The following is a 24961-nucleotide window of genomic DNA, read 5'->3' as shown; positions in this document are numbered from 1 at the left end:
AAACCACCTCGAGTTCGGGAGTTCAACCCTAGAGGATGCGTGCGTCGCGAACGGGTCCTCCCGGAGTCGGCCTCTCGTCGCTATGATGCCCCGCGCGGCGGGTCGGCCAGGAGCCCGATCCGTTCGTCGAGGTAGCCGGCCAGCGGCACGAATCCGGCCGCTGCGCTCCACCGCACGTGCGGCTTACCGCCGATCATCGCCAGCGGACCCGACGACCCACCGGCATCCACCGCGGCGAGGTCGAGCACCCGCCAGCCGACGTGCACGGCGATGCCCTCCTCGAAGCCGCCGCGGAAGGCCGCCGCCTGAAGCGCGGCGCGGTCCCGCTGCGACTCGGCGGTGAATCCGCGCCGTGCCTCCTCGCGGGAGCGCACGATCTCGCCGGTGGCCGAGACGTGCTCGTCGGCGACCAGCAGCACCCCCAGGTGCCACGCCTGATCACGGGGCGCGATCCGCGGGGCACGGCGCACCCCGAGCACGCGACGCGGTTCGACGAGCTCGCCGAGCTGTTCGCGCGGCAGTCCCGCGAGCCGGTCGCGGGCGTCGGCGAACAGGGCGCTGGTGCTCACGCCATGTCGTCCAGGGTCGGGGCGATCCGCGCAGCCCGCTCGCCGCGCAGCCGCATCGCGATGAGCGGGAACAGCAGCACCGACAGCATGCCGCCGCCGACGAGGAGCGCGGCGTGCACCGTCGTCAAGAGGCCCTCATCCAGTCCGATGGCGGTGACGGCGACGATGATCGGAAGGCCCGTGGCACCCATGAACGCCATCGCGAGGCGATCCTTGCCGGTCGAGCCGACGGGCGCGGCGAGCATCGACGGCAGACCGCGGATGACGAAGAGCGCGAGGAGCACGACGGGCAGGCCGAGGAAGAGGATCGGGTCGGCCAGCAGCGCCTGGAGGTCGAAGGTGACACCGGTGTAGAGAAAGAAGATCGGCACGAGGAAGCCGAAAGCGACCGCCTCCACCTTGCTCTCGACCGCTTCTCGATCGGCCTCGTCGGCGTCGCGCATGATGAGGCGCCACACGATGCCGGCGGCGAACGCCCCCAGCAGGAAGTCCAGATCCAGCAGCACGCTGACCGAGATGAGACCGCCGAGGATCAGCAGGATCACCCGGATCGCGAACTGTCCCGACGTGTGCAGCGTCGCGCTGACCGCCTGGTGCATCGCGCCGTGCGGGATGCGGAAGGCCAGCCAGATCGCCCCACCCGCCACGAGCATGAACAGCAGCAGCACCAGGGTCGACAGGCCGATGTCGCGGCTGCCGAGGAACAGCGAGATGGCGATCAGCGGTCCGAACTCGCCGAGCGCGCCGACCGCGCCGACCGCCTGACCGAACGGCGACTTCAGCTCCCCCGCATCCCGCAGCACCGGCAGGAGCGTGCCGAGCGCGGTCGACGACAGCGCGATGCCGATCACGACAGCCGCTTCCCAGGGGCTGAGGATGAGTGCGGCGAAGACGCCGGCGCCGAGGCTGAGGATCCACCCGAGGCTTGCCCGGCGACCCAGACGCCCGCGGAAGGCACCGAACTCGATCTCGGTGCCGGCCACGAAGAACAGCATCGCGAGTCCGAAATCGCTCATGAGCTCGATGAACGCGGACTCCCCGACCCAGCCGAGCACGGCCGGCCCGATGAGGATGCCGAGCAGCAACTCGAACACGACCACCGGCACCCGCACCCAGCGACCGAGACCCCGCGCGAACAGCGGCGCCAGCACCGCCAGCAGCGGGATGATCACCAGGGTCTGCGGCTGAAGGTCGTCCACGGCCTCACCCTAGCGAGTCGCCCGCCCTTCGCCGCGTGCCCGCGCGCTTCAGGCGTCGAGCACCGGAGCGTGGCGGAGGATCGGAGGGCGGGCGGGGCGCGGTGCGTCCGACTCTTCCACGGCACCACGGACCTCCCCGGACCCTCGGATCTCCCCGGACCCTCTGATTTCACGGTGCAGGCGTTCCATGCGCGTGTCGAGCTCGGCGGCCGTGTCCGCGGCATCCTTCAGATCATCGAGCAGCTCCGCGGGAACGCGGCGGTCGTACTTGTAGTAGATCTTGTGCTCCAGGCTCGCCCAGAAGTCCATGGCGATGGTGCGGAACTGCACCTCGACGGGAACGTCGATGCGCCCGGTGGAGAGGAAGACCGGCACCTGGAGGATGGCGTGGAGGCTCTTGTATCCGTTCGCCTTGGGTTCGGCGATGTAGTCCTTCACGTGCAGCACGGTGATGTCGTCCTGCGCGGCGAGCAGGTCGAACAGCCGATAGGCGTCAGTCACGAAGCTGCAGGTGATGCGCACGCCGGCGATGTCGGTGATGTGCTCGCGGACCGAGGCGAAGTCCTGCGAGATCTCGCGGCGCCGGATCTTGTCGACCAGGCTGTCGGGCGACTTCACGCGACTCGAGACGTGCTCGATGGGGTTGTAGTCGTGCAGCTGCAGGAATTCGTCGCGCAGAATGGCGATCTTCGTCTCGATCTCCTGCATGCCGAAGCGGTACTCCATGAGGAACTGCTGGAACTCGTCCCTCGCCGTGCGGAGTTCGGACGGACTCAGCAGCACGGGGAGGTCGTCGGAGTCGGCCGCTGCGGATCGGGGCGTCGCCATGCCCTCACCGTAGGGGCGCCGACTACGAGAGTTCTGGGAAGGACCGACGAGCCTTCTCTGCCGCGGCGGTCGCCTTTCGCGCCGCGGCAGTCGCCGCGCGAAGCTCCGCCTCGAGGTCGGCGAGGGTGCGGTCGGCGTCCGTCTCGTCCTGCTCGAGACGCGCGATGTCGCGACGCAGATCATCGAGGCGCTCGCGCACGTGATCGAGCTTCTGCTGAGCGCGATCGCGCCGTTCGGTGAGCTTCGCCTCTTCGCGGTCGGCGTCGGCAGCCGCCCGCTCGGCCTCGCGGGCCGCCTTCTCCGCGGCCTTGCGCGCACGGCGGTCGGCGAGATCGTCGCGGGGAGGCTTCGCAGCCGCACCGGGAATCGAGCCTCCGACGGCATCGGCGAGCTCGACGGAGCCGAACCCGGTCGCCTCCAACGGCCGCACGAGCCGCGCGGTGCTGACCGCCGCGGCGGCGGCGGCATCCATCACGGCGGCATTGAGGGTCTTCTGGACGTCGTCGCGTGCGGCGGCGCTCACGGAAACGCCGGCGTCTTCGGCGAGCGCGACCGCCTGCGCGGTGAGGGCGGCGACGAGCTGCCTGCGCTGCTTGCCGAGGCGGGACAGCTCCGCGGCGTCGAGGTCGTCCTGCGCCTCGCGGAGGGCGGCGGCCAGTTCGAGCGCCTCGCCGAGATCTCCCTCGCGGGAGAGCAGATCGACCGCCCACGCGGCGACGGTGGGCTTGCGCAGCGCCTTGATGCGGCGGCCGGCCTCCCCGCCCGCGGCAGCCGCCCGCGCGTTTCGGGCCGCAGTGAAGGCGTCGGGCGGCAGGGCGTACAGCTCCGCCGCGACCTCGTCGATCTCGTCGTGCGGCACGGCCCCATTGTGCCCGGTTGGCACACGCCCCGGCGGAACGCTCGCCTTCCCCCGGTGAACAACACAGGAGATTCCGGCCACACTGCTGTGTTCCCGGCCGAGAGAGGCGCGGCGGCGGCCGATCTCCTGTGTTGTCGACGCGTCAGTCGGCGAAGATCTTCCCGACGGCCTCGCGCTTCTCGGCCTGGAAGGCGTCTTCGGCGCGTCCGTGCGCCCAGTAGGCCGACACCGACATCTCCTGCCGGCCGATCCCCCACTCGCCGTGGAAGATCGCGCCGAGACGCTTGATCGCCGTGCGCTCGCCGTGCGCGAAGACGTCGACGGCCCCGTCGGGTCGGGCCATGGCCTCGACCGCGGCGACGAGGAGCGTGCCGGGGTGCGCCGAACCGCTCGGACCAGCGCGGTGCAGCCAGCGCACGTCGACGCCGGCGGGGGCGGTCAGCGGCAGCTGCGACTGCTCGTCGTCGACCTCGACGATCACCACGCCGCGCGCGTCGGAGCGAAGGGCCTCGACCGCGCGCGAGATCGCGGGGAGGGCCGAGTCGTCACCGACGATCACGTGGGTGACGTCGCCGTCGGCCGGCGCGTATCCGCCGCCCGGAAGCGACAGCGACAGGCGGTCGCCGGGGCGCGCCGCGGACGCCCAGGGCCCGGCGAGACCCTCATCGCCGTGCACCACGAAGTCGATGGCGATGGTTCGCGCCGCCTCGTCGACGTCACGGATCGTGTAGGTGCGGCGAGACGGCACGTCCTCGCGGGGCAGCTCCGCCCGCAGCGCCTCGAGGTCGTAGGGAGGGGTGAGCCCGAGCGAGGGCTTGGCCAGCAGCAGCTTCGCGTAGGTGTCGGTGCACGCCAGCTTGTCCGGATCGGCCTCGGCGATGAACTCGTCGAAGCCCTCGCCGCCGAGATGCACGCGTACGAGGTGAGGCGTGAGCGGTTCGCTCCGCACCACCTCCAGCACGATCTGCTTTCCGCGGCGGCGCGGGACGGACGGGCGGGCGGAATCGGATTCAGCGGGAGTCATCGGCACCACACTATGCCCAGGAACACCGCCGTACGATGGAAAACCCTCTCCCATCGTCGTCGACCAGGAGGCATCCGTGAAAGCGCTCATCGCCAGCGGCAGCGGTGACTACGCCGATCCGTGGCACCCCTTCCCGGAGACCACTCCGGAGCTGTCGGCGATCCTCACGGACGCCGGCTTCGACGTCTCCGTCGACGACGATGTCGATCGGGCGATGACCCACCTCGAGGGTGTGGACCTGCTGGTCGTGAACGCCGGCGACCCGTGGCGCGGCGAGGGCGGGCAGCCCGCGTCAGCGGCATCCGTCGACGGTTTCACGCAGGCGCTCGACCGCGGAATCGGGGTGCTGGCGCTGCACTGCGCGGTTGCGTCGATGCGGGACTATCCGCACTGGGCAGCGGCGGTCGGCGGCATGTGGGTGCCGGAGCTGTCGTGGCACCCGCCGATCGGCGACGTTCGGGTGCGGATGCTGTCGCTCCCCGACGGCGGCGAGGTGCAGGACTTCGACGTGTACGACGAGCGCTACTCCCGCCTGCAGGCGATAGGCGAGCGCCACGTCGTGGCGGAGTTCGACGTGGACGGGGAACGGATGCCGGCGGCGTGGGTGCGCACGCATGCCGCGAGCCGGGTCGCCGTCGACGTGCTCGGCCACGACGCCCGCTCCTACTCCTCCACCGGCCACCGGGACCTCGTCGCGCGGCTGGCCCGCTGGTCCACCGCCTAGCTCTCACCCGAGGGCATAGAAGCGCCAGAGGCCGAACTCGGGGACGATGATCTCGACATCGTCCCAACCAGCCGCGCGTGCATACCCGCGAAGGGTGTCGGGGCGCATCACGGTGCCCGTGCCGGCGCTTCCGGGATGACTCAGTCCATCCGGAAGGCACACGAACAGGCTGAACCCGTAGAGGAGGCGCTCGAGGTCGCCGGCCTCGGGGGAGAAGGTCTCCGCGGCCGCCTCGTCCATGATGACGACCGCACCGCCCGGGGCGACGGCCTCACGAGCGGCGGACAGCACGTCGACCGGGTGCGGCATATCGTGCAGGCATTCGAAGGCGAAGATGACATCGAACGGGCCGTGAGCGGCCAGATCGGCGGCATCGGCCCTCTGAAAGCGAACCCGATCGCCCAGCCCCGCCTCGGCAGCGTTCTCTCGTGCCATCTCGACCGACGCGTCGTCCACGTCGAAGCCGTCGAAGGTCGCCTCCGGGTAGGAACGCGCAAGCGCCAGCGAAGACCAGCCCGCCCCTGATCCGATGTCAGCGACCCGGGCACCGGGGCGCGAGAGCAGCGCGTGCAGCCCATCGACGGAGCGGATCACCTCAGGCAGAGCGTCGAACCAGGGCCGGTTCATATCGGCCTGCGACTGACGCGCATGGTCGCCGAACTCCTCCCAGCTCACCCCGGAGCCCGAGCGGTAGGCCTCGACGAGCCGCGGCATCTGAGCACCGGAGGCGGCGAGCATGCGAGCCAGCGGCTCGAGATACGACAAGCTCCCGCGATTGGTGAGCACTTCCGCGGCCCCCGGCGCGAGCCGCACACGAGGTCCTGCCGGGTCGTCCACCTCGAGGATGCCCGCCGCGCTCTGCTGCTCGAGCCACTCCTGGGCATATCGGCGACTCGTCCCGGTCCCCACGGCGAGCTCCTCGGCATCCATCGGCCCCGCCTTCGCGAGAGCGTCGTACCACCCGGCTTGCGAACCGAGGTGGATCGCCATCAGGTCGACCCACCCCAGGGCCGCCGCCATCACCTTCTCCGCGAACGCATCGACCTCCGATGAGACGCTGCGCTCATCCTTCACCGCTGTGGACATGGTGTCCTCCTGTCATCGAGACCATTGATGCGTCGAATCTAGAAGCGTCGGTACCCACCCCTCATCGGCAGAATCATGCAGTTCCGCGCCCGTCTGCATGATCCCCGGGCACGGCGTCAGCGATGCTCGTGCCACCAAGCGGCCGCGGCCGTGCGCGAGCTCACGCCGAGTTTCAGGTAGATGTTCGCGAGGTGCCGGCCCACGGTCTTCTCGCTGATGAAGAGCTCCCCGGCGATGTCGCGATTGGCCGCTCCCCGCGCGGCGAGTGCGAGGATCTCGGCCTCCCGCACCGTGAGCGGAGCGGGAGGCCCCGACGTCTCCGGTGCGAGCAGGGAGGCGATCGGCCGGGCCCCGATCTCCGCGACGATCGCTTCCGCATCCGCCCTGGCCTGCGCTCCCGCGACATCGCCCGTCGCTGCGTGGACATCGGCGATCCATGTCAGCACGTGCGCCTGTTCCCACCGCAGTCGCAGGCGCCGGAACAGGTGGAGCGCCTCGTGGAGTGACGCCAGGGCCTCCGTCGGGCGCCCCCGGGCGAGAAGAACCATCCCGCGCGCATGCGCCGACCATGCGCGGAATCCCTCCGTGCCGTATTCGCGCGCCGTGCGCTCGAGCTCGTCGGCCAGGTCATCGGCAGTGGATGCGTCTCGACGCGCCAGCGCGATCTGAACACCCGCGCGCAAGAGCCGTGTGCGCGCGAGCCGGTCCCGGCCGGCGAGGGACGCGGACAGCGATGCCCATGCCGGTTCGACGCGGCCCTCGCTGAGCTCCAGCAGCGCCTCCCCGGGGGAGGGGTCGATACCCGCCGCGCGGGACAGCGCGAACGCGCGCCTGGCTCCCTCGCCGTCGCCGCGCAGGCGACGCAGTTCACCGAGTGCGTACCACCCCTCGCCCGCCACCCACGGATCCGTGCGCTCGAGCACCGCACATGCGCGCTCGAGCGCGTCCTCGGCGCCCGCCCAGTCCCCTTCGGCCGACTGGAGCTCGAGCCGGTGCACGCGGCAGACCCCGGCGTACACCGCATCGGCGCCGTAGTCGGCGCTCCACCGTTCCGTCGCGCGCGTCCAGTCCGCCATGCGCCCGAAGTCGGCGAGCTCGTGACAGGTGTGGATGGTGGTGCACAGCATGTCCCCGGCCCACTCCGGCTCGATCTCCCCCGACGTGACCGACAGCATCGCCTCGTCGAGGTGAGCGAACCCGGACTCCGGATCACCGCGACGCAGGTCATGCATCCCGGCCACGACAGCGGCGAGAGCCGAGACGCCTGCGACGTCGTCATCGCCGACGAGATCGATGAGCGCGGCCAGCCTCGCCACGCTGCCGGTCGACCACGGCTCGCCGTCGTCGTACATGCCCAGACTCGCATCGAGGTACGCCAGGTAGGCGTGCTCCATGCGCGGCGGCACGTCCTCCAGCAGCCGAGCCGCGCGCCGCGACCACGCCGTTCCCACTGTCACCTCGCCGCGGGTGATGCGCAGCAGCGCGAGAGTCAGCGCGGTGTGCGCCGCGCCGATGGCATCCTGTGCGGCGCGCTGATTCCGAAACGTCTCGTCGAGAAGATCGATGCAGTCCTCGCACTGACCGAGCCACCACTGGCTCGACGCGAGCGCACGCAGATCCGCCGCGCCGAGGGCGTCATCGGCGCGGGCGGCGGCGAACGCGTCGCGCGCGCGCCGCCACTCGCGACGCGCGAACGCCTGACGGGCGTCGGTGAGAACGGCGCTCGTGTCCGTCATGGCCGAATGGTACCGCCGTCGGCCGGTCCGCGCTCGAACGGCCGAACCGCATCCACATCACGAGCATCAGACCCATCGTCACGAGATAGAAGCCGTGCAGGAACCACACCGGTCCCACGGGCAGACTCAGCACGTAGACCGTATGGACGAGGTTCGCGACGTTGCCCACCGCGAGGGACGCGGCGCTGTAGGAGCGCATATCGCGCGAGCGGATCGCCTTGAACACCATCGGCAGATGGGCACACGCGAACAGCACGGTCGACACCGTGCCCGAGATCATCGCGAGGTCCATGGTCCCGACGGTAGGAGCGCCGGATGCGTCCCGGCATCGGGTGATGCGTGTATCCCGTCGACGGCGCCTACACGATCCACTCCGCGGGGTGACAGCCGCGGGAGGGGTGGCGCCCGAACGCCCGCCCGGTCAGACTTCCGCGACGCGAGCAGCCTGGCGCGCAGCGCCGAGCGCTACGTACTCCCCCGGCGGCGGCACCTCCACCGGCAGACCCAGGATCCCGGGCGCGATCGCCTGCACCGCGGGGGACTGCGCCGCGCCACCGATGAGGAGGGCCCGCTCGAGCGGAACATCCAGGGCGCGCAACGCGTCGAGTCCCGCGCCGAGGCCGGCGAGCATGCCCTCCACCGCCGCCCGGGCGAGGTTCTCCCGCGTCGTCGAGGCGAGGGTCATGCCGGTGAGGGATGCGGTCGCGTCCGGCAGGTTCGGGGTTCGCTCGCCCTCGAAGTACGGCAGCAGCGTCAGTCCGCCGGCGCCGGACTCCGCGGCCAGAGCGAGGTCGCTCAACTCCGCGTGATCGACGCCGAGCAGCCGGGCGATCGCATCCAGAACCCGTGCGGCGTTGAGGGTCACCACGATCGGCAGGAAGCCGCCGTCTGCGTCGGCGAAGCCCGCGACGGTCCCCGAGGAGTCGACGGTGCGCGAGGCGCTGACGGCGAAGACCGTGCCGGAGGTGCCGATCGAGACGACGACATCCCCGGTGGCCGCGCCCACCCCGAGGGCGGCACCGGCGTTGTCACCGGCCCCCGGAGCGACGCGGCGCCCGTCCGCGTCGGTGACCCATTCGGCCGGTCCGAGCACCCGAGGGAGCACGGCGTCGTGGCCGAGGGCCGAGACGAACAGGTCGCGGTCGTAACCGTCGACGGCCGGCGCCCACGCCTCGGGGCTCCAGTACCCGGTGCCGGACGCATCCGAGCGATCGGTCACGAGTTCCTCGAGCACCGGGCCTTGCGCCGATTCGCCGGCGGGCCCGAACCCGCGCAGGCGCCACGTCAGCCAGTCGTGCGGCAGCGCGACCGCGGCGACACGCGCGGCGTTCTCGGGCTCGGCGTCGCGCAGCCACCGCAGCTTCGTGATCGTGAACGATGCGACCGGCACGAGCCCCGTGCGCTCGGCGAGCGAATCGGCGCCGAGCTCGTCGATGAGCGCCTCGGCGGCATCCGCCGAACGCGTGTCGTTCCACAGCAGCGCATCACGGATGACCCGGCCCTCGGCGTCGAGGGCGACCATGCCGTGCTGCTGCCCGCCGATGCTCCATGCATCCACGTCGCCCATGCCGCCGGCGGCGACGATCGCCTCTCGCAGGGCGTCCCACCACGCGGCGGGATCCACCTCGGTGCCGTCAGGATGCGCCGCTCGCCCCTCGCGCACGACGGCCCCGCTGGCGGCATCCGTCACCACCACCTTGCACGACTGGGTCGACGAGTCGACTCCCATCACAAGCGCCATCGCTGCTCCATCTCCGTCTTCATCGCCCCACTACCAACGCCCAACGCCATCCTGTGTCCCAACGCCATCCAATGTCCCAATTTCCGTTGTTCTCGCAGGCCTTGGCGACAGAAAGTGGGACACACCCCGGGGTGTAGAGGTGAAGGGGCACCCCCTTGGGAGAAGGGCCCCCTGGGGAAGGGACACCCCCTGGGGAAAGGGACACCCCCCTGGGAGAAGGGCCCCCTTGGGGAAGGGACACCCCCTGGGAAAGGGACACCCCCTGGGAAAGGGGGCCCCTTGGGGAAGGGACACCCCTTGGGGGTGTCAGCCGCGGGCGCCCATCAGGTGCTCGGTCGCCAGCTGCTGCAACCGGACGAACCCGAAGCCCTTGCCGTCGAGATAAGCCGAGGCGTCGAAGTCCTCGTAGGCCGAGCGGTCTGCGAGGAGGTCGTCGTAGGTCTCGCCCGCGTTCAGCGTGGGCTGCGACAGCTCGGCGACCTTCGCGTCCTGGAGCGCGGCCTGCACCTCGGGGTCGGCGCGGAAGGCGGCGGCGCGCTCCTTCAGCAGCAGATAGGTGCGCATGTTCGCGGCCGCGGAGTCCCAGACGCCGGTCTCGTCCTCGGTGCGGCTGGGCTTGTAGTCGAAGTGGCGCGGCCCGTCGTAGGCCGGGCCCCCGTTCACGCCGCCGTTCTCGAGCAGGTCGACGAGCGAGAAGGCGTTGTGCAGGTCGCCGTGACCGAAGACGAGGTCCTGGTCGTACTTGATGCCCCGCTGCCCGTTGAGATCGATGTGGTAGAGCTTGCCGTGGTACAGCGCCTGCGCGATGCCGGCGGTGAAGTTCAGACCCGCCATCTGCTCGTGGCCGACCTCGGGGTTCAGGCCGACGAGCTCGGGCCGCTCGAGCGACTCGATGAAGGCCAGCGCGTGACCGACCGTGGGCAGCAGGATGTCGCCGCGCGGCTCATTGGGCTTGGGCTCGATCGCGAAGCGGATGTCGTAGCCCTTGTCGGTGACGTAGTCGCCGAGGAGGTTGACGGCCTCGCGGTAGCGCTCCAGCGCGGCGCGCACATCCTTCGCGGTGTCGTACTCGGCGCCCTCGCGGCCGCCCCACATGACGAAGGTCTTCGCGCCGAGCTCGGCGGCCAGGTCCAGGTTGCGCAGCACCTTGCGCAGGGCGAAGCGACGCACCCGACGGTCGTTGGAGGTGAAGCCGCCGTCCTTGAACACCGGAGCGGAGAAGAGGTTGGTGGTGACCATCGGGATGGTCAGCCCGGTCGCTTCCAGCGCGCCCTTCAGCCGGTCGATCTGCGCCTGCCGCTCGGCATCGGTGGAGCCGAAGGCGAACAGGTCGTCGTCGTGGAAGGTCATGCCGTAGGCGCCGAGCTCAGCGAGCTTCTCCACGGCGTGCACGACGTCGAGCGGGCCACGAGTCGGGCCGCCGAAGGGGTCGGTGCCGTTGTAGCCGATGGTCCAGAGGCCGAAGGTGAACTTGTCGGCAGGAGTGGGGGTGGGCATGTCGTCTCCACGTCGAGTGAGGTAAATGTTGCGTGTCACAACGTATATCACCCGTGCCCGCGGGTCAACGTCTGGCGCGCCTGTCGAGGCGGCTAGGCTCATCGACATGCTGAGCGCCGTGTCGACCGTCGAGGACATGCGCCGCGGCAACCTCGCCCGGTTCCTCGAGCTCGTGCACCGTGAACGCGCCCTGTCCCGCTCCCAGCTGACGACCGCGACGGGCCTGAACCGCTCCACCGTGGCCGCCCTGGCCGCGGAGCTCGTCGACCTCGGACTCGTCGTCGAACGCGCTCCCGACCCCACGAAGCGGGTCGGGCGCCCGTCGCCCGTCGTCGCCGCGAGCCCCGACGTCATGGTGCTCGCCGCCAACCCCGAGGTCGATGCCCTGACCCTCGCCGCCGTCGCCCTCGACGGCACCGTCGTCGCACGCGAGCGCATCGACGCACTCGACCTCCCCACGCCCGATGCGACGGTCGACCAGCTCGCCGAGGCTCTCGACCGCTGGGGCGACGGCGACCTGTCCGGCGCGCGCTTCGTCGGGGTGGGCGTCGCGACGCCGGGTCTCGTGCGCGCCTCCGACGGGGTGGTGCGCCACGCCCCGCACCTGCGCTGGCGGGATGTGCCGCTGCGCGCGCTGGTCGAAGAGGCAACGGGTCTTCCCACGGCCGTGGACAACGACGCCACGCTCGGCGCGATCGCCGAGCACCGCTTCGGCGCGGGTGTGGGTGTGGATCACCTCGTCTACCTCAACGGCGGCGCCTCGGGCATCGGCGGCGGAGTGATCGTGGCCGGGATGCCCCTCGGCGGCGCCTCGGGCTACGCCGGCGAGTTCGGCCAGAATCGCCCGGGCATCGCCTCGGCGACCCATCGCCGCGCCGACGACGGCGTGCTCGAAGACGAGGTGAGCCGGGCGCGACTGCTCGCCGCGGCACGCCTCCCCTCCGCCGACGACCCGACCCTCGCCGCAGCCCTCGCCGCCTCGTCCGAGGTGGATGTGCGCGACGAGATCGCGCGCCAGCGCGGCATCCTCGCGACCGCCCTCGGAAACGCCGTCAACGTCTTGAACCCCTCGGTGGTGATCCTCGGCGGATTCCTCGCGACGCTGGCCGACAGCGACCCGGCCGCGCTCGATGAGGCGATGCGCGCGCAGTGCATGCCGGCCGCGGCCGACGACGTCGAGATCCGCACCGCGGCCCTTGCCGAGGATCGCCTGTTGATCGGCGCCGCCGAGGCAGCCTTCGCCCCGCTCCTGGCCGACCCCGCGGGGGTCGCGTCGACGAGGTGACATCGTGAGCGAAGACCCCCGTGAGAATGCCGCGCGCTACCGCACGCAGAAGTGGGCGCGCGAGCAGGGGATCTCGGGCGAGCGCGAGCGCGAGAGCGAGAGCACCGAGTCCACGCCGGAGACAGCCGAGTCCGCGCCGGAGACTTGCGCTGCCACGCCGACGGCTTCGGATCGGGCGGCCTTCGTCGAGGTCGCCATCCAGCAGGCGATCCGTCGCGGCGACTTCGACGACCTCCCCGGCGCCGGCAAGCCGCTCGACCTCGGACGCCCGAACGATCCGGACTGGTGGATCCGCCGCAAGATCGAGTCGGAGCGGCTGACCGGCCTCGGGCCGCCGGCGATCATGCTGCGCGTCGAAGACCTCGAGCTCGAGGACCGCCTCGACGCGATGGGGTCGGAGCAGGATGTGCGCGAGCACCTCGAGGACTTCAACCGCCGCGTGCGGCATGCCCGGATGCAGCTGCTCGGCGGGCCGCCGGTGGTCACGGCGCTCCGCGACGTCGACGCGGAGGTGGGCCGTTGGCGGGAACGCCGCGCCGCTCGGGCGGAGGCATCCGCACGCGCCGCATCCGCTCCGCCCCGTCGTCGCCGCTGGTGGCGCCGCCGCTGACGCCGGCTCGACGGGCGGGGGTCAGCGCGCCGGCGGAGCGGTGGTGGCGCGGGCCACGAGGCGGGTCGGAAGCCGCAGGTGCGTGGCCTCGGGCGCGCTCCCGGACATGAGCGCCAGCACGAGGCGCGCCGCCTCCCCGCCGAGCCGCTGCATGGGCTGCCGCACGGTCGTGAGGGCGGGCGAGCGCTGCGACGCGTCGGGGATGTCGTCGAACCCCACCACGGAGAGGTCGCCCGGGATGCTGAGCCCGAGTTCCGCGGCGACCTCGGTGACGGCGATCGCCGAGACGTCGTTGGCCGCGAAGATCGCCGTCGGCCGGTCGCGACGCTGCAGCAGCGCCGCCGCGACGCCCCGGACCGTGTCCTCCTCGTAGCTACCCTCACCGACGAGCGACGGATCGAACGGCAGCTGCGCATCGGCGAGCGCGCGACGGTAGCCGGCATCGCGTGCGATCGACGAGCGGAGGTCGGGGCGCCCCGCGACGAACGCGATGCGCCGGTGGCCGAGCTCCACCAGGTGCCGCACCGCCTCCTGGGCGCCGCGGAAGCTGTCGGATTCCACCGTCGGCAGATCGGCGGGTCCGGTGTGCGGGTCGATGGCCACCACCGGCACCTCGGCGGAGATGTTGGTCACCGTGGGAGTGACGATGATCGCCCCGTCGATGAGGGTTCCGCTCAGCCGGCTGAGTGAGCGCCGCTCCCATCCCTCGCCGCCGGCGTGCCGCGCCCCGCTGTACGCGAGCACGTCGAAGGGACCGTCCCGGAGCGCCGCCCCGACACCCTTGAGCACCTCGGCGCTGAAGGGCTCGAAGTCGGCGACGAGCACGCCGATCACGCCCGTCGTGCGCGCGCGCATGCTGCTGGCGACGAGGCTCGTCTCGTATCCCAGTCGGCGGACGACCTCGAGCACCCGATCGGCGGTGGCGGCCTTCACGCCGTAGCGACCGTTGATCGCCTTCGACACCGTGGCCACCGACACCCCCGCCTCGCGGGCGACGTCGTGGATGGTCGGACGGCGGCTCACACGGGCGAGCTTACCCAGATGGAAAATGATTTCGAAAACGTTTGACACTTTTTGTCGTCGGTCACAACATGGTCCCGCACCCATCCCGCGCCCCCACTGGCGGAGGCGCCCTCAACGAAGAGAGACAGGAATCACATGAACGCGAAGAGAGTCCTCGCGGGTACCGCGGCACTCGCCCTGGGAGCGGTCACGCTCGCGGCGTGCAGCGGCGACGACGGCGGATCCGCCGACGGCACCACCACCCTCACCCTGTGGCACAACTCCACGACCGGTCCCGGTCAGGAGTACTGGGAGAACGCGGCCGCGGCCTTCGAAGAGGCCAACCCGGGCGTCACCATCGAGATCCAGGCGGTGCAGAACGAAGACCTCGACGGCAAGCTGCAGACCGCCCTCAACGCCGGCGACCCGCCCGACCTCTTCCTCCAGCGCGGCGGCGGCAAGATGACCGCCATGGTCAACGCCGGCCAGCTGATGGATCTCACCGACCGCATCTCGGATGAGGTCCGCGCGGAGATCCCGGAGGGATCCTTCGCCGCCGAGACCTACCAGGACTCGGTCTGGGCGATGCCGCTGTCGGTGCTGCCGGGAGGATTCTGGTACAGCGAGGATGCCTTCGCCGCGGCCGGCATCGAATCGACGCCCGAGACCATCGACGACCTCGAGGACGCGGTCGAGCAGCTGCAGCAGACCGACATCGCGCCGATCGCGCTCGGCGGCAAGGACGCCTGGCCCGCCGCGCACTGGTACTACTTCTTCGCCCTCCGCGAGTGCAGCCCCGAGGTCATCGAGGCGACCGGAGACAGCAAGGACTTCAGTGACGAGTGCTGGCTGCGCGCGGCCGAGGACCTCGAGTCCTTCGCCGCGATCGACCCCTTCAACGAGGGATTCCTCACCACCGCCGCGCAGCAGGGCGCCGGCAGCTCCGCAGGTCTGATCGCCAACCGACAGGCGGCGATGGAGCTCATGGGCGCCTGGAACCCCGGGGTGATCGCCTCGCTCACGCCGGACGAGCAGCCCCTGCCCGACCTGGCATGGTTCCCCTTCCCCGAGATCGAGGGCGGCGACGGTGAGCCCGGCTCGATGATGGGCGGGGTCGACGGCTACTCGTGCTCGGCTCAGGCCCCGGACGAGTGCGCCGACTTCCTCAATTTCATCGCCGGTGCCGAGCAGCAGGAGCTGTACTACGAGGCGTATCAGTCCCCGCCGGTGAACACCGTCGCGCAGGAAGCGGTGACGGAGGAGTACCTGCAGCAGATCCTGGAGGCCTACAACAGCGCGCCGTTCGTGTCGCAGTGGCTGGACACCGTGCTCGGTCAGAACGTCGGCAACGCGCTGAACGTCGCGGTCGTCGACATGCTGGCGGGCAACAGCTCGCCCGAGCAGTTCATCGACACCGTCAACACCGCCGGCGCTCAGGGCTGATCATGTCGCTTCGCGAGATGTCCGCCGTCGAGGCCGATCTCGCGCAGGCCGACGGGGACGGCAGCACGCCGCCCCCGTCGGCCCCACGCGCGGGCGGGCGACGCCGCGGCCTCAGCTGGGCCGGGCGCATCGAGGTGCTGCTGCTGGCGGGCCCGGCGGTGGTCTTCTTCGCCGGGTTCGTGCTGCTGCCGGTCGCGATGGCCGCGTACTACGGCTTCTTCCGCTGGTCGGGCTTCGGCCCCGCGACCGACTTCGTGGGCCTGCAGAACTACGTCACGATCTTCAGCGACCCGAATTTCCAGGCCGCGCTCGGGCACAACGCGTTCATCGTCGTGATGTCGCTCGTCCTGCAGGGACCGGTCGCCTTCCTCCTGGCCCTGCTGCTCAATCGCCGGATGCGCGGTCAGTCCGTCATCCGGGTGCTCATCTTCGTGCCCTACGTGATCGCGGAGGTCGTCGTCGGCACCGGGTTCAGCCTCATGCTCGCCACGAACGGCGCCGCCAACGCCGCTCTGGAGAACCTCGGGCTCGGATTCCTCGCGCAGGACTGGCTGGCCGACCCGCAGATCGCGATCTGGACGCTGATGGCCATCCTCACCTGGAAGTACATCGGCTTCGCCGTGATCCTCTTCCTCGCGGGTCTGCAGAGCATCCCCGAGGAGCTCTACGAGGCGGCGGCGATCGACGGCGCCTCGTACTGGCAGATCCAGCGCCGCATCACCCTCCCGCTACTCGGGCCGACCGTGCGCATCTGGGCTTTCCTGTCGATCATCGGAGCCCTGCAGCTGTTCGATCTCGTGTACATCATCTGGGGCCAGTACGTCTCGTCGGTCGCGGGCACCAACACGATGGCGATCTACATGGTCGCCACCGGCCGGAACGCCGGCAACTTCGGATACGGCAACGCCGTCGCCGTCGTCATCTTCGCCATCTCGCTGATCGTCGCCCTGGTCTATCAGCGCTGGGTGCTGCGCCGGGACACCGCGGGCGCGATCACGGAAAGGGGTGCCGCGTGAGCACCATGGCCATCACAACGCGCGTACCCGGCCGCCGGGGCCGCAGCGCGCGCGCCTCGCTGCCGTGGGGCCCGCCCTCCGTGTACTTCATCGCGCTCCTCGTGATCGCGCTCATGCTCGGTCCCGTCGCGTACATCATCATCGGCGGCTTCCGGTCCAACTCGCAGATCACGGTCGACCCGGCCGGCTTCCCCTCGCCGTGGCAGCTGGAGAACTACCTCAGCGTGATCTCGAGCGGCCTGTTCTGGAACCAGGTCCTCAACTCCACGATCGTCGCCGTGGTCACCACGGTCGGAGCCGTCGGGCTCGGCCTCATGGCCAGCTACGTCATCGCGCGCTACAGCTTCCGGGGCCGCGGATTCCTCTACGCCCTGTTCGCCGCGGGCCTGATGTTCCCCATCACCGTGGCCATCACGCCGCTGTACATCGTGGTGCGAAACCTGGGTCTGATGAACACCCTGCCGGGCGTCATCCTCCCCCAGATCGCGTTCGCCCTGCCGGTGACGATCATCATCCTCGTGCCGTTCCTCCGGGCGATTCCGGATGAGATCCAGGAGGCGGCCTACATCGACGGATGCGGCCGGCTGTCGTTCTTCTGGCGCATGGTGCTGCCGCTGTCGGTTCCCGGTGTGATCACCGTCGGGATCCTGGCCTTCATCAACAGCTGGAACGCCTACCTGCTGCCGCTGTTCATCCTGAACAATGAGGCGGCGTTCACCCTCCCCCTCGGCGTGCAGGCGTTCTCGTCGCAGTACTCCGTCGACACGGCCCGCGTGCTGGCGTTCACCTCGCTGTCGATGCTGCCGGCGCTGCTGTTCTTCAGCCTGTTCGAACGACGCATCGTCGGCGGCCTCACCGGCGCCGTCAAGGGCTGATCCCCGACCCCGCGCCCGACGCGAGAGAGAAGTCATCGTGTTCTCACCCGACACCGCCCTGCCCACGACCTCGGCCCGTGTGGAAGGGCTGCTGGCCCGCATGAGTCTCGACGAGAAGCTCGCGCAGCTCGTCGGCTACTGGGTCGACAAGGGCGGCGAGGTCGTCGCCCCCATGGCCGGCGAGATGGGCAACAGCGGCCCCTACGACGAGGCGACGGTGCACGGCATCGGCCATCTCACCCGCGTGTACGGCACGCGACCGGTCGACCCCGTCGACCGCGCGGCGTGGCTCTGGGACGAGCAGCGCCGGCTGGTGCGCGAGACACGGCTGGGAATCCCCGCCATCGTGCACGAGGAGTGCTTGACCGGGCTCGCGGCGTGGAAGGCGGCGACGTTCCCGACGCCGTTGGCATGGGGGGCCGCGTTCGACCCCGACCTCACCGCCGAGATGGCGGAGGTGATCGGATCGTCGCTGCGGCAGCTCGGCATCCACCAGGGCCTCGCTCCCGTGCTCGACGTCGTCGTCGATCCACGGTGGGGGCGCGTTGACGAGTGCATCGCGGAGGATCCGTATGTGGTCGGCACGATCGGCACGGCCTACGTGCAGGGACTGCAGCGAGCCGGCGTGCACGCCACGCTGAAGCACTTCGCGGGCTACTCCGCCTCGCGCGCCGGTCGCAACCACGCCCCCGTGCACGCCGGGCCGCGCTTTCTCGCCGACACCGTGCTTCCGCCGTTCGAGATGGCGGTGCGCACCGGCGGCGTGCGCTCGGTGATGAACTCCTATGCCGAGATCGACGGGATGCCGGTCGCGGCCGACCCGGACCTGCTCACCGGCGTACTTCGCGAGCAGTGGGGCTTCGACGGCACCGTCGTCGCCGACTACTTCGCCGTCGCCTTCCTCCACACGATGCACGGCGTCGCCGCAGACCTCGGCGAGGCCGCGGCGCTCGCGCTGCAAGCAGGGATCGACGTGGAGCTGCCCACGGGCGACGCATTCCTCGGTCCCCTGCGGGAGCGCCTCGCGACGCATCCCGACGAGCTCGCGCTGGTCGATCGCGCGGTCCGGCGCGTGCTGGCGCAGAAGGAGGAGCTCGGGCTGCTCGACGCCGCCTTCGACGACCCGCCCACCACCGTCGATCTCGACAGCCCCGCGCACCGGGAGCTCGCCCGTCGCACCGCGGAGGAGTCGATCGTGCTGCTGAGCAATGACGGCACGCTGCCGCTGTCGCCGGACGGTGGCAGCATCGCCGTGATCGGCCCGAACGCCGACGCGCCAGACGCGCTGATGGGCTGCTATTCGTTCGCCAACCACGTGCTGGCGCACCACCCTGACACCCCGCTGGGGTTCGACATCCCGTCGGTGCTCGCGTCGCTGATTCGGGAGCTGCCGCAGGCGACGATCATGCGCGCAGCCGGCTGCGACGTCGAGGGCGACGACGCGTCGGGAATCGCCGACGCGGTCGCGGCGGCATCCGCGGCCCGGGTCGCCGTGGTCGTCGTCGGCGACCGCGCGGGCCTCTTCGGTCGCGGCACGGTCGGCGAGGGCAACGACGTGGACGATCTCGAGCTGCCGGGCGTGCAGCGCCGCCTCGTGGAGGAGGTCGCCGCCACCGGCACGCCGACCGTCGTCGTGGTGCTCTCGGGGCGCCCGTACGCGATCGGATGGATGCGCGAGCGCACCGCCGCCGTCGTACAGGCGTTCTTCCCCGGCGAGGAGGGCGGCACCGCCATCGCCGGCGTGCTGTCGGGCCGGGTGAACCCGTCGGGGCACCTGCCGGTGTCGCTCCCCCGTTCGGCCGGCTCGCAGCCGTACAGCTATCTGCATCCGGTCCTGGGCGGGCCCACCGAGATCACGAGCGCCGACAACACCCCCGCCTTCCCCTTCGGTCACGGCCTGTCCTACACGGCCTTCCGCCGGAGCGGTCTCGTGGCCGCGGATGCACCGACCGACGGCGCGCTGACCGTCACCGTCTCGATCGAGAACATCGGCGAGCGCGCCGGAACCGACCTCGTGCAGGTGTACGCGCGCGACCTGTACGCGCAGGTGACGCGACCGGTGGCACAGCTGCTGGCGTATCGCCGCGTCGCCCTCGACCCGGGGGAGCGTGCCGAGGTGACCTTCGACGTGCCGGCGTCGCGCCTGGGCTTCACCGGACGCGCGGGATTCCGGATCGTCGAGCCGGGCGAGGTGGATGTGTGGGTCGGCCCGTCGTGCGCGACGCGCGACACCGAGGCCCGCATCCGACTGACCGGCGACGTGCACCGCGTGTCGGATGCACCGCCGCAGCCGGTCCCCTCCCGCGTGCGGCGCATCGCCCGCGTTCCCGCGGCCCCCACGCCGTGACCTTCGCCCCGGCGGGCTGCGGGTCAGCGCCAGGCGGATGCGGGGGTCAACGGCACCGGTGACGGGCGCTCGACCGAGGTCGTGAGCTCGATGCGGGTGTGCGCCGCGGCGGCGGCGTGGAGCGACTCCATGACCTCCAGCACGTGCAGCGCCACATCGCCCCCGGCCCGACGGTGTCCGGCGAGGAAATCGAGCAGCCCGATGCCGCGCGCGGCGTCTTCGTAACCGGCCGACACCGGCAGCGTGTCCCATTCCGCGCCGCGGCGCGGGAACCGCGACACCGGGCCGGCGTGGTGGTTCGGGTCGGGAAGGACCAGGGCCCCCTCGGTGCCGTAGACCTCGAGCGGGCGGGCCGCGGTGGCGACACCGTCGAAGCTCATCGTGACCGTCGAGATCCCGCCTCCCGCGTGCTCGAGCACGCCCGCGATGTGGGTGTCGACCTCGACCGGCACGATCTCGCCCCTCCGCGGCCCCGAGGCGATCTCGCGGGTCGTGCGCGCCCGCGAGGCGGCGCCGGAGACGGCGACCACCGGGCCGAGCAGGTGCACGAGCGAGGTCAGGTAGTAGGGCCCCATGTCCAGCAGCGGGCCGCCGCCGGCCCGGTAATAGAAGTCCGGCTGCGGATGCCAGTGCTCGTGGCCGGGCGAGACCCACGTGGCGGTCGCGCCCACGGGCGCCCCGATGAGACCGTCGTCGACGGCTCGGCGCGCGGTCTGCCCGCCCGTGCCCAGCACGGTGTCGGGGGCGCATCCGACGCTCACCCCCTCGCGGGCGGCAGCGAGCATCACCTCGCTCGCATCGGCGAGGGTCGCGGCGAGCGGCTTCTCGCCGAACACGTTCTTGCCATGCCGGATGGCGGCGAGCGCGACCTCGGCGTGCGCGGCGGGGATCGTGAGGTTCAGCACCGTGTCGACCTGCGGGTCGGCGACGAGGTCGGCGGTGGACATCGCGCGGCTCCCGTCGAGCGCCGCGGCCGTCGCATCGGCGCGGGCGGTGTCGAGGTCGGCGACCGCGGCGATGCGCACCCCGTCGACCCCGGCGAGGGTGTCGAGGTAGGCGCGCGAGATGACCCCGAGCCCGACGATCCCTATCGTGTGCGTGCCGCCCACAGCATCCCCCTCTCGACGATCGTGCGCACGCTGTGCTCGCGCAGCACCTCGACGCTGTGCCCGGGCGTCGCGACGAACACGCGCCCGTCTCCCCACAGCCGTGTCCAGACTGCGGGTGAGGTGATCTCGCGGTGCCACGGATGGTACGGCTGCACCGGGTGCGTCGTGGTGGCGAGCACGTCGATGAGGTCGTCGTGGAGCACCCAGTACTGCTCGGTGTGCAGCGAGAAATCGTCGATGCCGCGGGTGATCTCGTGGTCGCGCCCGAGGTCGGTCATCGCGACGCGGTAGGTGAGGTAGTTGTCGGTCTCGTCGCCGTGCACCTCGGCGGGGTGCTTCGAGGGATGCGTCGCGAACTGCCCGCCGATCAGCTGCAGGTAGTCGGAGCTGTTCCGGTACGAGTCGGCGATGCCACCGTGCCACCCCGCCATTCCGGTGCCGGCCGCGACGGCGCGGCGAAGTCCCGCCACGGCCTGGGCGGAGATCTCCGACATCGTCACGGATTGCACGATGAGATCGGTCGCGGCCATGCGGTCCGCGTCGGCGTAGACCTCCGGACTCTCCTCGACGACGATCTCGAAACCCTCGGCCCGCAGGAACGGCAGGAAGAGCTCGGTCGCCTCGACCGGATGATGGCCCTCCCACCCGCCGCGGACCACGAGCGCGGAGCGCGTCATGATGCCCTCCCCTCGTCGTCGCGCCGGTGCACGGGCGTCATCACGGCACCGTTCGCCGCACTCTCGGTCACCGCCGCGAGCACCCGCTGCACACGCGCCGCCTCGGCGAACGACGGTGCAGCAGCATCGACGTCGCCACCGATCGCCCGCACGAAGTCGACCACCTGGTGCGTGAACAGGTGCTCGTACCCGAGTCCGTGTCCGGGCGGCCACCACGCCCCCGCATACGGGTGCTCGGGTTCGGTCATCTGGATGCGGCGGAAGCCCTGCGCGCCGGCCGGGTCATCGGCGCGGTAATACTCCAGTTCGTTCATGCGCTCGAAGTCGAACGCGACGGATCCGAGGGAGCCGTTGACCTCGATCCGGTTGGCGTTGCGGCGGCCGGTGGCCAGGCGCGTGGCTTCGATAACGCCGAGGGCGCCCCCCGCGAAGCGGGCCGTGACGGCGACCGCGTCGTCGACGGTGACCGGCAGCCGCTCCCCCGCGCCGGCCACACCGCCGATTCCGGCCTGCGTCACCATCGGCGGACGGGTGGGGACGAAGGTGCGGAGCACCGCCGAGACGGCCGCGATGTCGTCTCCGATCAGCCACTGCGCGGTGTCGATGGAGTGCGCCCCGATGTCGCCCAGCGTCCCCGATCCCGCACGATCGCGGTCCAGTCGCCAGGTGTGGGGAGCGTCGGGATCGCTCAGCCAGTCCTGCAGGTACTGCGCCCGCACGTGCCGGATCTCACCGAGCGCACCGTCGGCGATGAGCGCACGAGCGGCGGCAAGGGCCGGGGTGCGGCGGTAGCTGAATCCGCACAAGGCGACGCCCGGCGCGGTCGCGGCGGCGTCGACCATGCGATCGGCCTCCGCGACGGAGTTCGCCAGCGGCTTCTCGCACAGCACGTGCTTGCCGGCGGCGAGGGCCGCGAGCGCGATCTCGGCGTGCGTGTCCCCCGGTGTGCAGATGTCGACCACGTCGATGTCGGCACGACCGACGACCTCTCGCCAGTCGGTGGCGTATTCGGGCCAGTCCAGGTCACGAGCGGCAGCGGCTCCGTCGGCGCGGCGACCCACGAGCACAACGGGGACGATCTCACGGCCGAGCGGGAAGAAGCGCGGCGCCGTGCGCCACGCGTGCGTGTGCATGCGGCCCATGAAGCCGTTCCCGATCACGGCGATCCGCAGCGGCGCATCCGGCATCGTCATCGATGCTCCTCTCTGTCTGCGACGAGCGTGCCATCGGCAGCAGGGCCGCAGCCGAAACTTGCGCAAAACCGGCGCCCTGCTCGATGGTGGAGCCATGACCCGGGCGACCCTGGCAGACGTCGCGGCCGCCGCGGGCGTCAGCGTGGCCACCGCATCGCGGGCGATGTCGGGGCGCGGCGACCTGTCGGCGCAGACGCGGCGTCGCGTACGGGAGGCGGCGACGGCGCTCGGGTACGGACGGCATGCCGCACGCGGCGGACGCCCGGCCGCGAGCGCTCACCTGATCGACCTCGTGCTCGGCCGCTTCCACAACCCGTGGGCCGACGAGGTGACCGCGGGGGCGCACGGGGCGGCGACCGCCCGCGGCTACGACCTGGTGCTCACCGAGGAGAGCGACTTCCCGGGCGACGATTGGCCCGTGCGCGTGCGTCGGCGCGGCTCGGCGGGTGTCGTGCTCGGTCTGATCTCGCCCACCGCGTCGCAGCTGGGCGCGGTGCAGAAATCGCACATTCCGGTCGTCCTCCTCGATCCCCCGTCGGAGGCGACGCACGGCATGCCGAGTGTGCGCACGACCGATACCGCCGGCGCCGCGGCGGCAGCCCGGCACCTCGCCGCCCGCGGCGCGACCCGCTTCGCCGTCCTCGGCGGCGACCCGCCGTTCCGGTACGGACGGGCCCGCCGCGACGGATTCGTCGAAGAGCTCGCCCGCCACCTGCCGCACGCCGACGTCGACGCGACGACGAGCGCGTGGCACGCTCCCGCCGCGCGCGATGCGATGGTCCCGGTGCTCCGGCGGCGAGACCCGCGCGATCGCATCGGCGTCTTCGCGGTGTCGGACGAACATGCGGCCGGTGTCTACGCCGCGGCGGCGGCATCCGGTGCGCGCATTCCCGACGATGTGCTGGTGGTGGGGTTCGACGATGTGCGCGGTGCGCGCTGGATGACGCCAGCACTCAGCACGGTACGGCAGCCGATCCGCGAGATGGCCGCCACCGCGGTCGGACTGCTCGCCGACGCCGCCGAGGGCGCCCCACCCCCGAACGCTCCGATCACGCTGCCGACGACGCTCGTCCCTCGTGCATCCACGTGACCGGCATCGAAGGGCGACGGCCTCGAGGTGGTGAGGGTATGGCAGGGTGGCGACATGCGTATCGCTCTCACCGGCGCGACCGGAAAGCTCGGCTCGGTCGCCATCCGCGAACTCCGCGCCGCCGGACACGATGTCACCGGGTTCGACGTGGTCGGCGCCCGCGCGTCGGGATTCGTGCAGGTCGACCTCACCGACTACGGGCAGGTGATCGACGCGCTCGGCGGTGTCGACCGCACTGCGCCGTTCGACGCGGTCGTGCACCTGGCGGCCATCCCGGCGCCAGGGCTGCGCACCGACGTGGCGACGTTCCACAACAACATGCCCGCGACCTTCAACGTGTTCTGGGCCGCGGCGAGGCTGGGCATCCGGCGCATCGTCTACGCCTCGAGCGAGACGGTGCTGGGCCTGCCGTTCGACGTACCACCGCCGTACATCCCGGTCGACGAGGAGTACCCGCCGCGCCCGGAGTCGGTCTACTCGATCGTGAAGACCCTCGAGGAGCAGCTGGCACGCGAGCTCGTGCGGTGGCACCCCGACCTCTCGGTGAGCGCGCTGCGGTTCTCCAACGTGCTCGTTCCCGACGACTACGCCGGCTTCCCCGACTTCCAGGACGACCCGATGGTGCGCAAGTGGAACCTGTGGGGCTACATCGACGCGCGCGACGGTGCTCAGGCGATCGACAGGGCGCTGCAGCACGCCCCCGCGGGCTTCGAGGCCTACATCATCGCGGCCGCCGACACCGTCATGGACCGGCCGAACGCCGACCTCATCGCCGAGGTGTTCCCCGGCGTCGAGGTGCGCGGCGAGCCGGGCGCGCACGAGACGCTGCTCTCGATCGACAAGGCCCGCCGCGTGCTCGGGTTCGACCCGAAGCACTCCTGGCACGACCACGTCTGACCCTCGCCGCTCTTCGCTCGTCACTCGTTCGCCGAACCACCCCTTTTCTCGCCGAGCCGCCCCGCTATTTTCGGCGGAGGAGGGCTCGCTCGGCACGAAGGGGCCGGCTCGCCACCCATCGGCGGTTTTGCACTCCGGAGCGTCAAGTGCAAAA

At 71.2% G+C, this 24961-nt stretch carries 23 protein-coding genes; 9 read left to right on the top strand and 14 right to left on the bottom strand.

Features of this window, described 5'->3' with window-relative positions:
* Positions 1-80 precede the first annotated feature (80 nt).
* The 5 genes from B3S45_RS06715 to B3S45_RS06695 form a co-directional block, all read right to left on the bottom strand.
* Positions 81-569 (bottom strand): glutaminase, encoded by a 489-nt coding sequence (locus tag B3S45_RS06715; RefSeq protein ID WP_194384496.1) that lies wholly within the window; start codon positions 567-569, stop codon positions 81-83.
* Positions 566-1768: a cation:proton antiporter gene (locus B3S45_RS06710; protein WP_286718279.1), complete on the bottom strand. Its 1203-nt coding sequence runs from the start codon at positions 1766-1768 to the stop codon at positions 566-568. Before B3S45_RS06710 ends, B3S45_RS06715 begins: the two co-directional genes overlap by 4 nt.
* Before the next feature lie 48 nt (positions 1769-1816).
* Positions 1817-2596: a GTP pyrophosphokinase gene (locus B3S45_RS06705; protein ID WP_286718277.1), complete on the bottom strand. Its 780-nt coding sequence runs from the start codon at positions 2594-2596 to the stop codon at positions 1817-1819.
* 22 nt (positions 2597-2618) lie between these two features.
* The gene (locus B3S45_RS06700; protein WP_286718275.1) at positions 2619-3455 is read right to left on the bottom strand and encodes a transposase; all 837 of its coding nucleotides are present in this window, start codon (positions 3453-3455) and stop codon (positions 2619-2621) included.
* 142 nt (positions 3456-3597) lie between these two features.
* Positions 3598-4479 carry a siderophore-interacting protein gene (locus B3S45_RS06695; protein WP_071045064.1) on the bottom strand — a complete coding sequence of 294 codons (882 nt, stop codon included), beginning with the start codon at positions 4477-4479 and terminating at the stop codon, positions 3598-3600.
* 76 nt (positions 4480-4555) lie between these two features.
* Here B3S45_RS06695 and B3S45_RS06690 point away from each other — a divergent pair, with 76 nt between their 5' ends.
* A complete protein-coding gene (locus tag B3S45_RS06690) occupies positions 4556-5203 on the top strand; it encodes a ThuA domain-containing protein (protein WP_286718271.1) in 648 nt (215 codons plus the stop codon).
* A gap of 3 nt (positions 5204-5206) precedes the next feature.
* Here the strand turns inward: B3S45_RS06690 and B3S45_RS06685 are convergent, their stop codons facing one another.
* From B3S45_RS06685 to xylA, 5 genes are all read right to left on the bottom strand, one after another.
* Positions 5207-6289, bottom strand: coding sequence for a class I SAM-dependent methyltransferase (locus tag B3S45_RS06685; protein WP_194384493.1), 1083 nt, complete (start codon positions 6287-6289; stop codon positions 5207-5209).
* Between the two features lie 116 nt (positions 6290-6405).
* On the bottom strand, positions 6406-8025 hold the full coding sequence (locus tag B3S45_RS06680) for a LuxR family transcriptional regulator (RefSeq protein ID WP_272872943.1): 1620 nt from the start codon (positions 8023-8025) through the stop codon (positions 6406-6408).
* The gene (locus B3S45_RS06675) at positions 7925-8317 is read right to left on the bottom strand and encodes a hypothetical protein (protein ID WP_194384492.1); all 393 of its coding nucleotides are present in this window, start codon (positions 8315-8317) and stop codon (positions 7925-7927) included. The genes B3S45_RS06680 and B3S45_RS06675 overlap by 101 nt, the downstream gene beginning before the upstream one ends.
* Positions 8318-8446: 129 nt before the next feature.
* Positions 8447-9766 carry a xylulokinase gene (locus B3S45_RS06670; RefSeq protein ID WP_286718265.1) on the bottom strand — a complete coding sequence of 440 codons (1320 nt, stop codon included), beginning with the start codon at positions 9764-9766 and terminating at the stop codon, positions 8447-8449.
* Positions 9767-10072: 306 nt separating this feature from the next.
* A complete protein-coding gene (xylA, locus tag B3S45_RS06665; RefSeq protein WP_286718263.1) occupies positions 10073-11263 on the bottom strand; it encodes a xylose isomerase in 1191 nt (396 codons plus the stop codon).
* A gap of 106 nt (positions 11264-11369) precedes the next feature.
* Here xylA and B3S45_RS06660 point away from each other — a divergent pair, with 106 nt between their 5' ends.
* Both B3S45_RS06660 and B3S45_RS06655 read left to right on the top strand, forming a co-directional pair.
* Positions 11370-12548: an ROK family transcriptional regulator gene (locus B3S45_RS06660; RefSeq protein ID WP_071045067.1), complete on the top strand. Its 1179-nt coding sequence runs from the start codon at positions 11370-11372 to the stop codon at positions 12546-12548.
* Between the two features lie 4 nt (positions 12549-12552).
* Complete coding sequence (locus tag B3S45_RS06655) at positions 12553-13158, top strand: DUF1992 domain-containing protein (protein WP_286718259.1); 606 nt, start codon at positions 12553-12555, stop codon at positions 13156-13158.
* Between the two features lie 21 nt (positions 13159-13179).
* Here B3S45_RS06655 and B3S45_RS06650 read toward each other — a convergent pair whose 3' ends face one another.
* The gene (locus tag B3S45_RS06650) at positions 13180-14181 is read right to left on the bottom strand and encodes a LacI family DNA-binding transcriptional regulator (RefSeq protein ID WP_194384488.1); all 1002 of its coding nucleotides are present in this window, start codon (positions 14179-14181) and stop codon (positions 13180-13182) included.
* A gap of 135 nt (positions 14182-14316) precedes the next feature.
* On the opposite strand from B3S45_RS06650, the gene B3S45_RS06645 reads away from it, so the two are divergent.
* The 4 genes from B3S45_RS06645 (at position 14317) to B3S45_RS06630 (ending at position 19841) form a co-directional block, all read left to right on the top strand.
* Positions 14317-15603, top strand: coding sequence for an ABC transporter substrate-binding protein (locus tag B3S45_RS06645; protein ID WP_286718254.1), 1287 nt, complete (start codon positions 14317-14319; stop codon positions 15601-15603).
* A gap of 2 nt (positions 15604-15605) precedes the next feature.
* Positions 15606-16619 carry a carbohydrate ABC transporter permease gene (locus B3S45_RS06640; RefSeq protein ID WP_194384486.1) on the top strand — a complete coding sequence of 338 codons (1014 nt, stop codon included), beginning with the start codon at positions 15606-15608 and terminating at the stop codon, positions 16617-16619.
* 5 nt (positions 16620-16624) lie between these two features.
* Positions 16625-17494, top strand: coding sequence for a carbohydrate ABC transporter permease (locus B3S45_RS06635; protein WP_071045158.1), 870 nt, complete (start codon positions 16625-16627; stop codon positions 17492-17494).
* 100 nt (positions 17495-17594) lie between these two features.
* Positions 17595-19841 (top strand): beta-glucosidase family protein, encoded by a 2247-nt coding sequence (locus B3S45_RS06630; RefSeq protein WP_286718333.1) that lies wholly within the window; start codon positions 17595-17597, stop codon positions 19839-19841.
* Between the two features lie 23 nt (positions 19842-19864).
* On the opposite strand, the gene B3S45_RS06625 is transcribed toward B3S45_RS06630, so the two are convergent.
* Genes B3S45_RS06625 through B3S45_RS06615 form a run of 3 tightly spaced genes read right to left on the bottom strand, consistent with a single transcriptional unit; the run spans position 19865 to position 22820 of the window.
* A complete protein-coding gene (locus B3S45_RS06625) occupies positions 19865-20950 on the bottom strand; it encodes a Gfo/Idh/MocA family protein (RefSeq protein WP_286718249.1) in 1086 nt (361 codons plus the stop codon).
* On the bottom strand, positions 20929-21627 hold the full coding sequence (locus B3S45_RS06620) for a ThuA domain-containing protein (protein ID WP_286718246.1): 699 nt from the start codon (positions 21625-21627) through the stop codon (positions 20929-20931). Before B3S45_RS06620 ends, B3S45_RS06625 begins: the two co-directional genes overlap by 22 nt.
* Positions 21624-22820: a Gfo/Idh/MocA family protein gene (locus B3S45_RS06615; RefSeq protein WP_286718244.1), complete on the bottom strand. Its 1197-nt coding sequence runs from the start codon at positions 22818-22820 to the stop codon at positions 21624-21626. The genes B3S45_RS06620 and B3S45_RS06615 overlap by 4 nt, the downstream gene beginning before the upstream one ends.
* A 94-nt stretch (positions 22821-22914) precedes the next feature.
* Between B3S45_RS06615 and B3S45_RS06610 the strand changes: the two genes are divergently transcribed.
* Both B3S45_RS06610 and B3S45_RS06605 read left to right on the top strand, forming a co-directional pair.
* Entirely contained in the window at positions 22915-23910 is a 996-nt protein-coding gene (locus B3S45_RS06610) for a substrate-binding domain-containing protein (protein WP_194384482.1), read from the top strand.
* A 54-nt stretch (positions 23911-23964) separates the two neighbouring features.
* Positions 23965-24807, top strand: coding sequence for an NAD-dependent epimerase/dehydratase family protein (locus B3S45_RS06605; protein ID WP_286718240.1), 843 nt, complete (start codon positions 23965-23967; stop codon positions 24805-24807).
* The last annotated feature ends 154 nt before the right edge of the window (positions 24808-24961 follow it).

The organism is Microbacterium sp. UBA1612 (assembly GCF_002321605.1).
Lineage (GTDB): Bacteria > Actinomycetota > Actinomycetes > Actinomycetales > Microbacteriaceae > Microbacterium > Microbacterium luteum.
The sequence above is the reverse complement of the archived record's forward strand: the minus strand, read 5'-3'. Positions and strand labels throughout refer to the sequence as shown.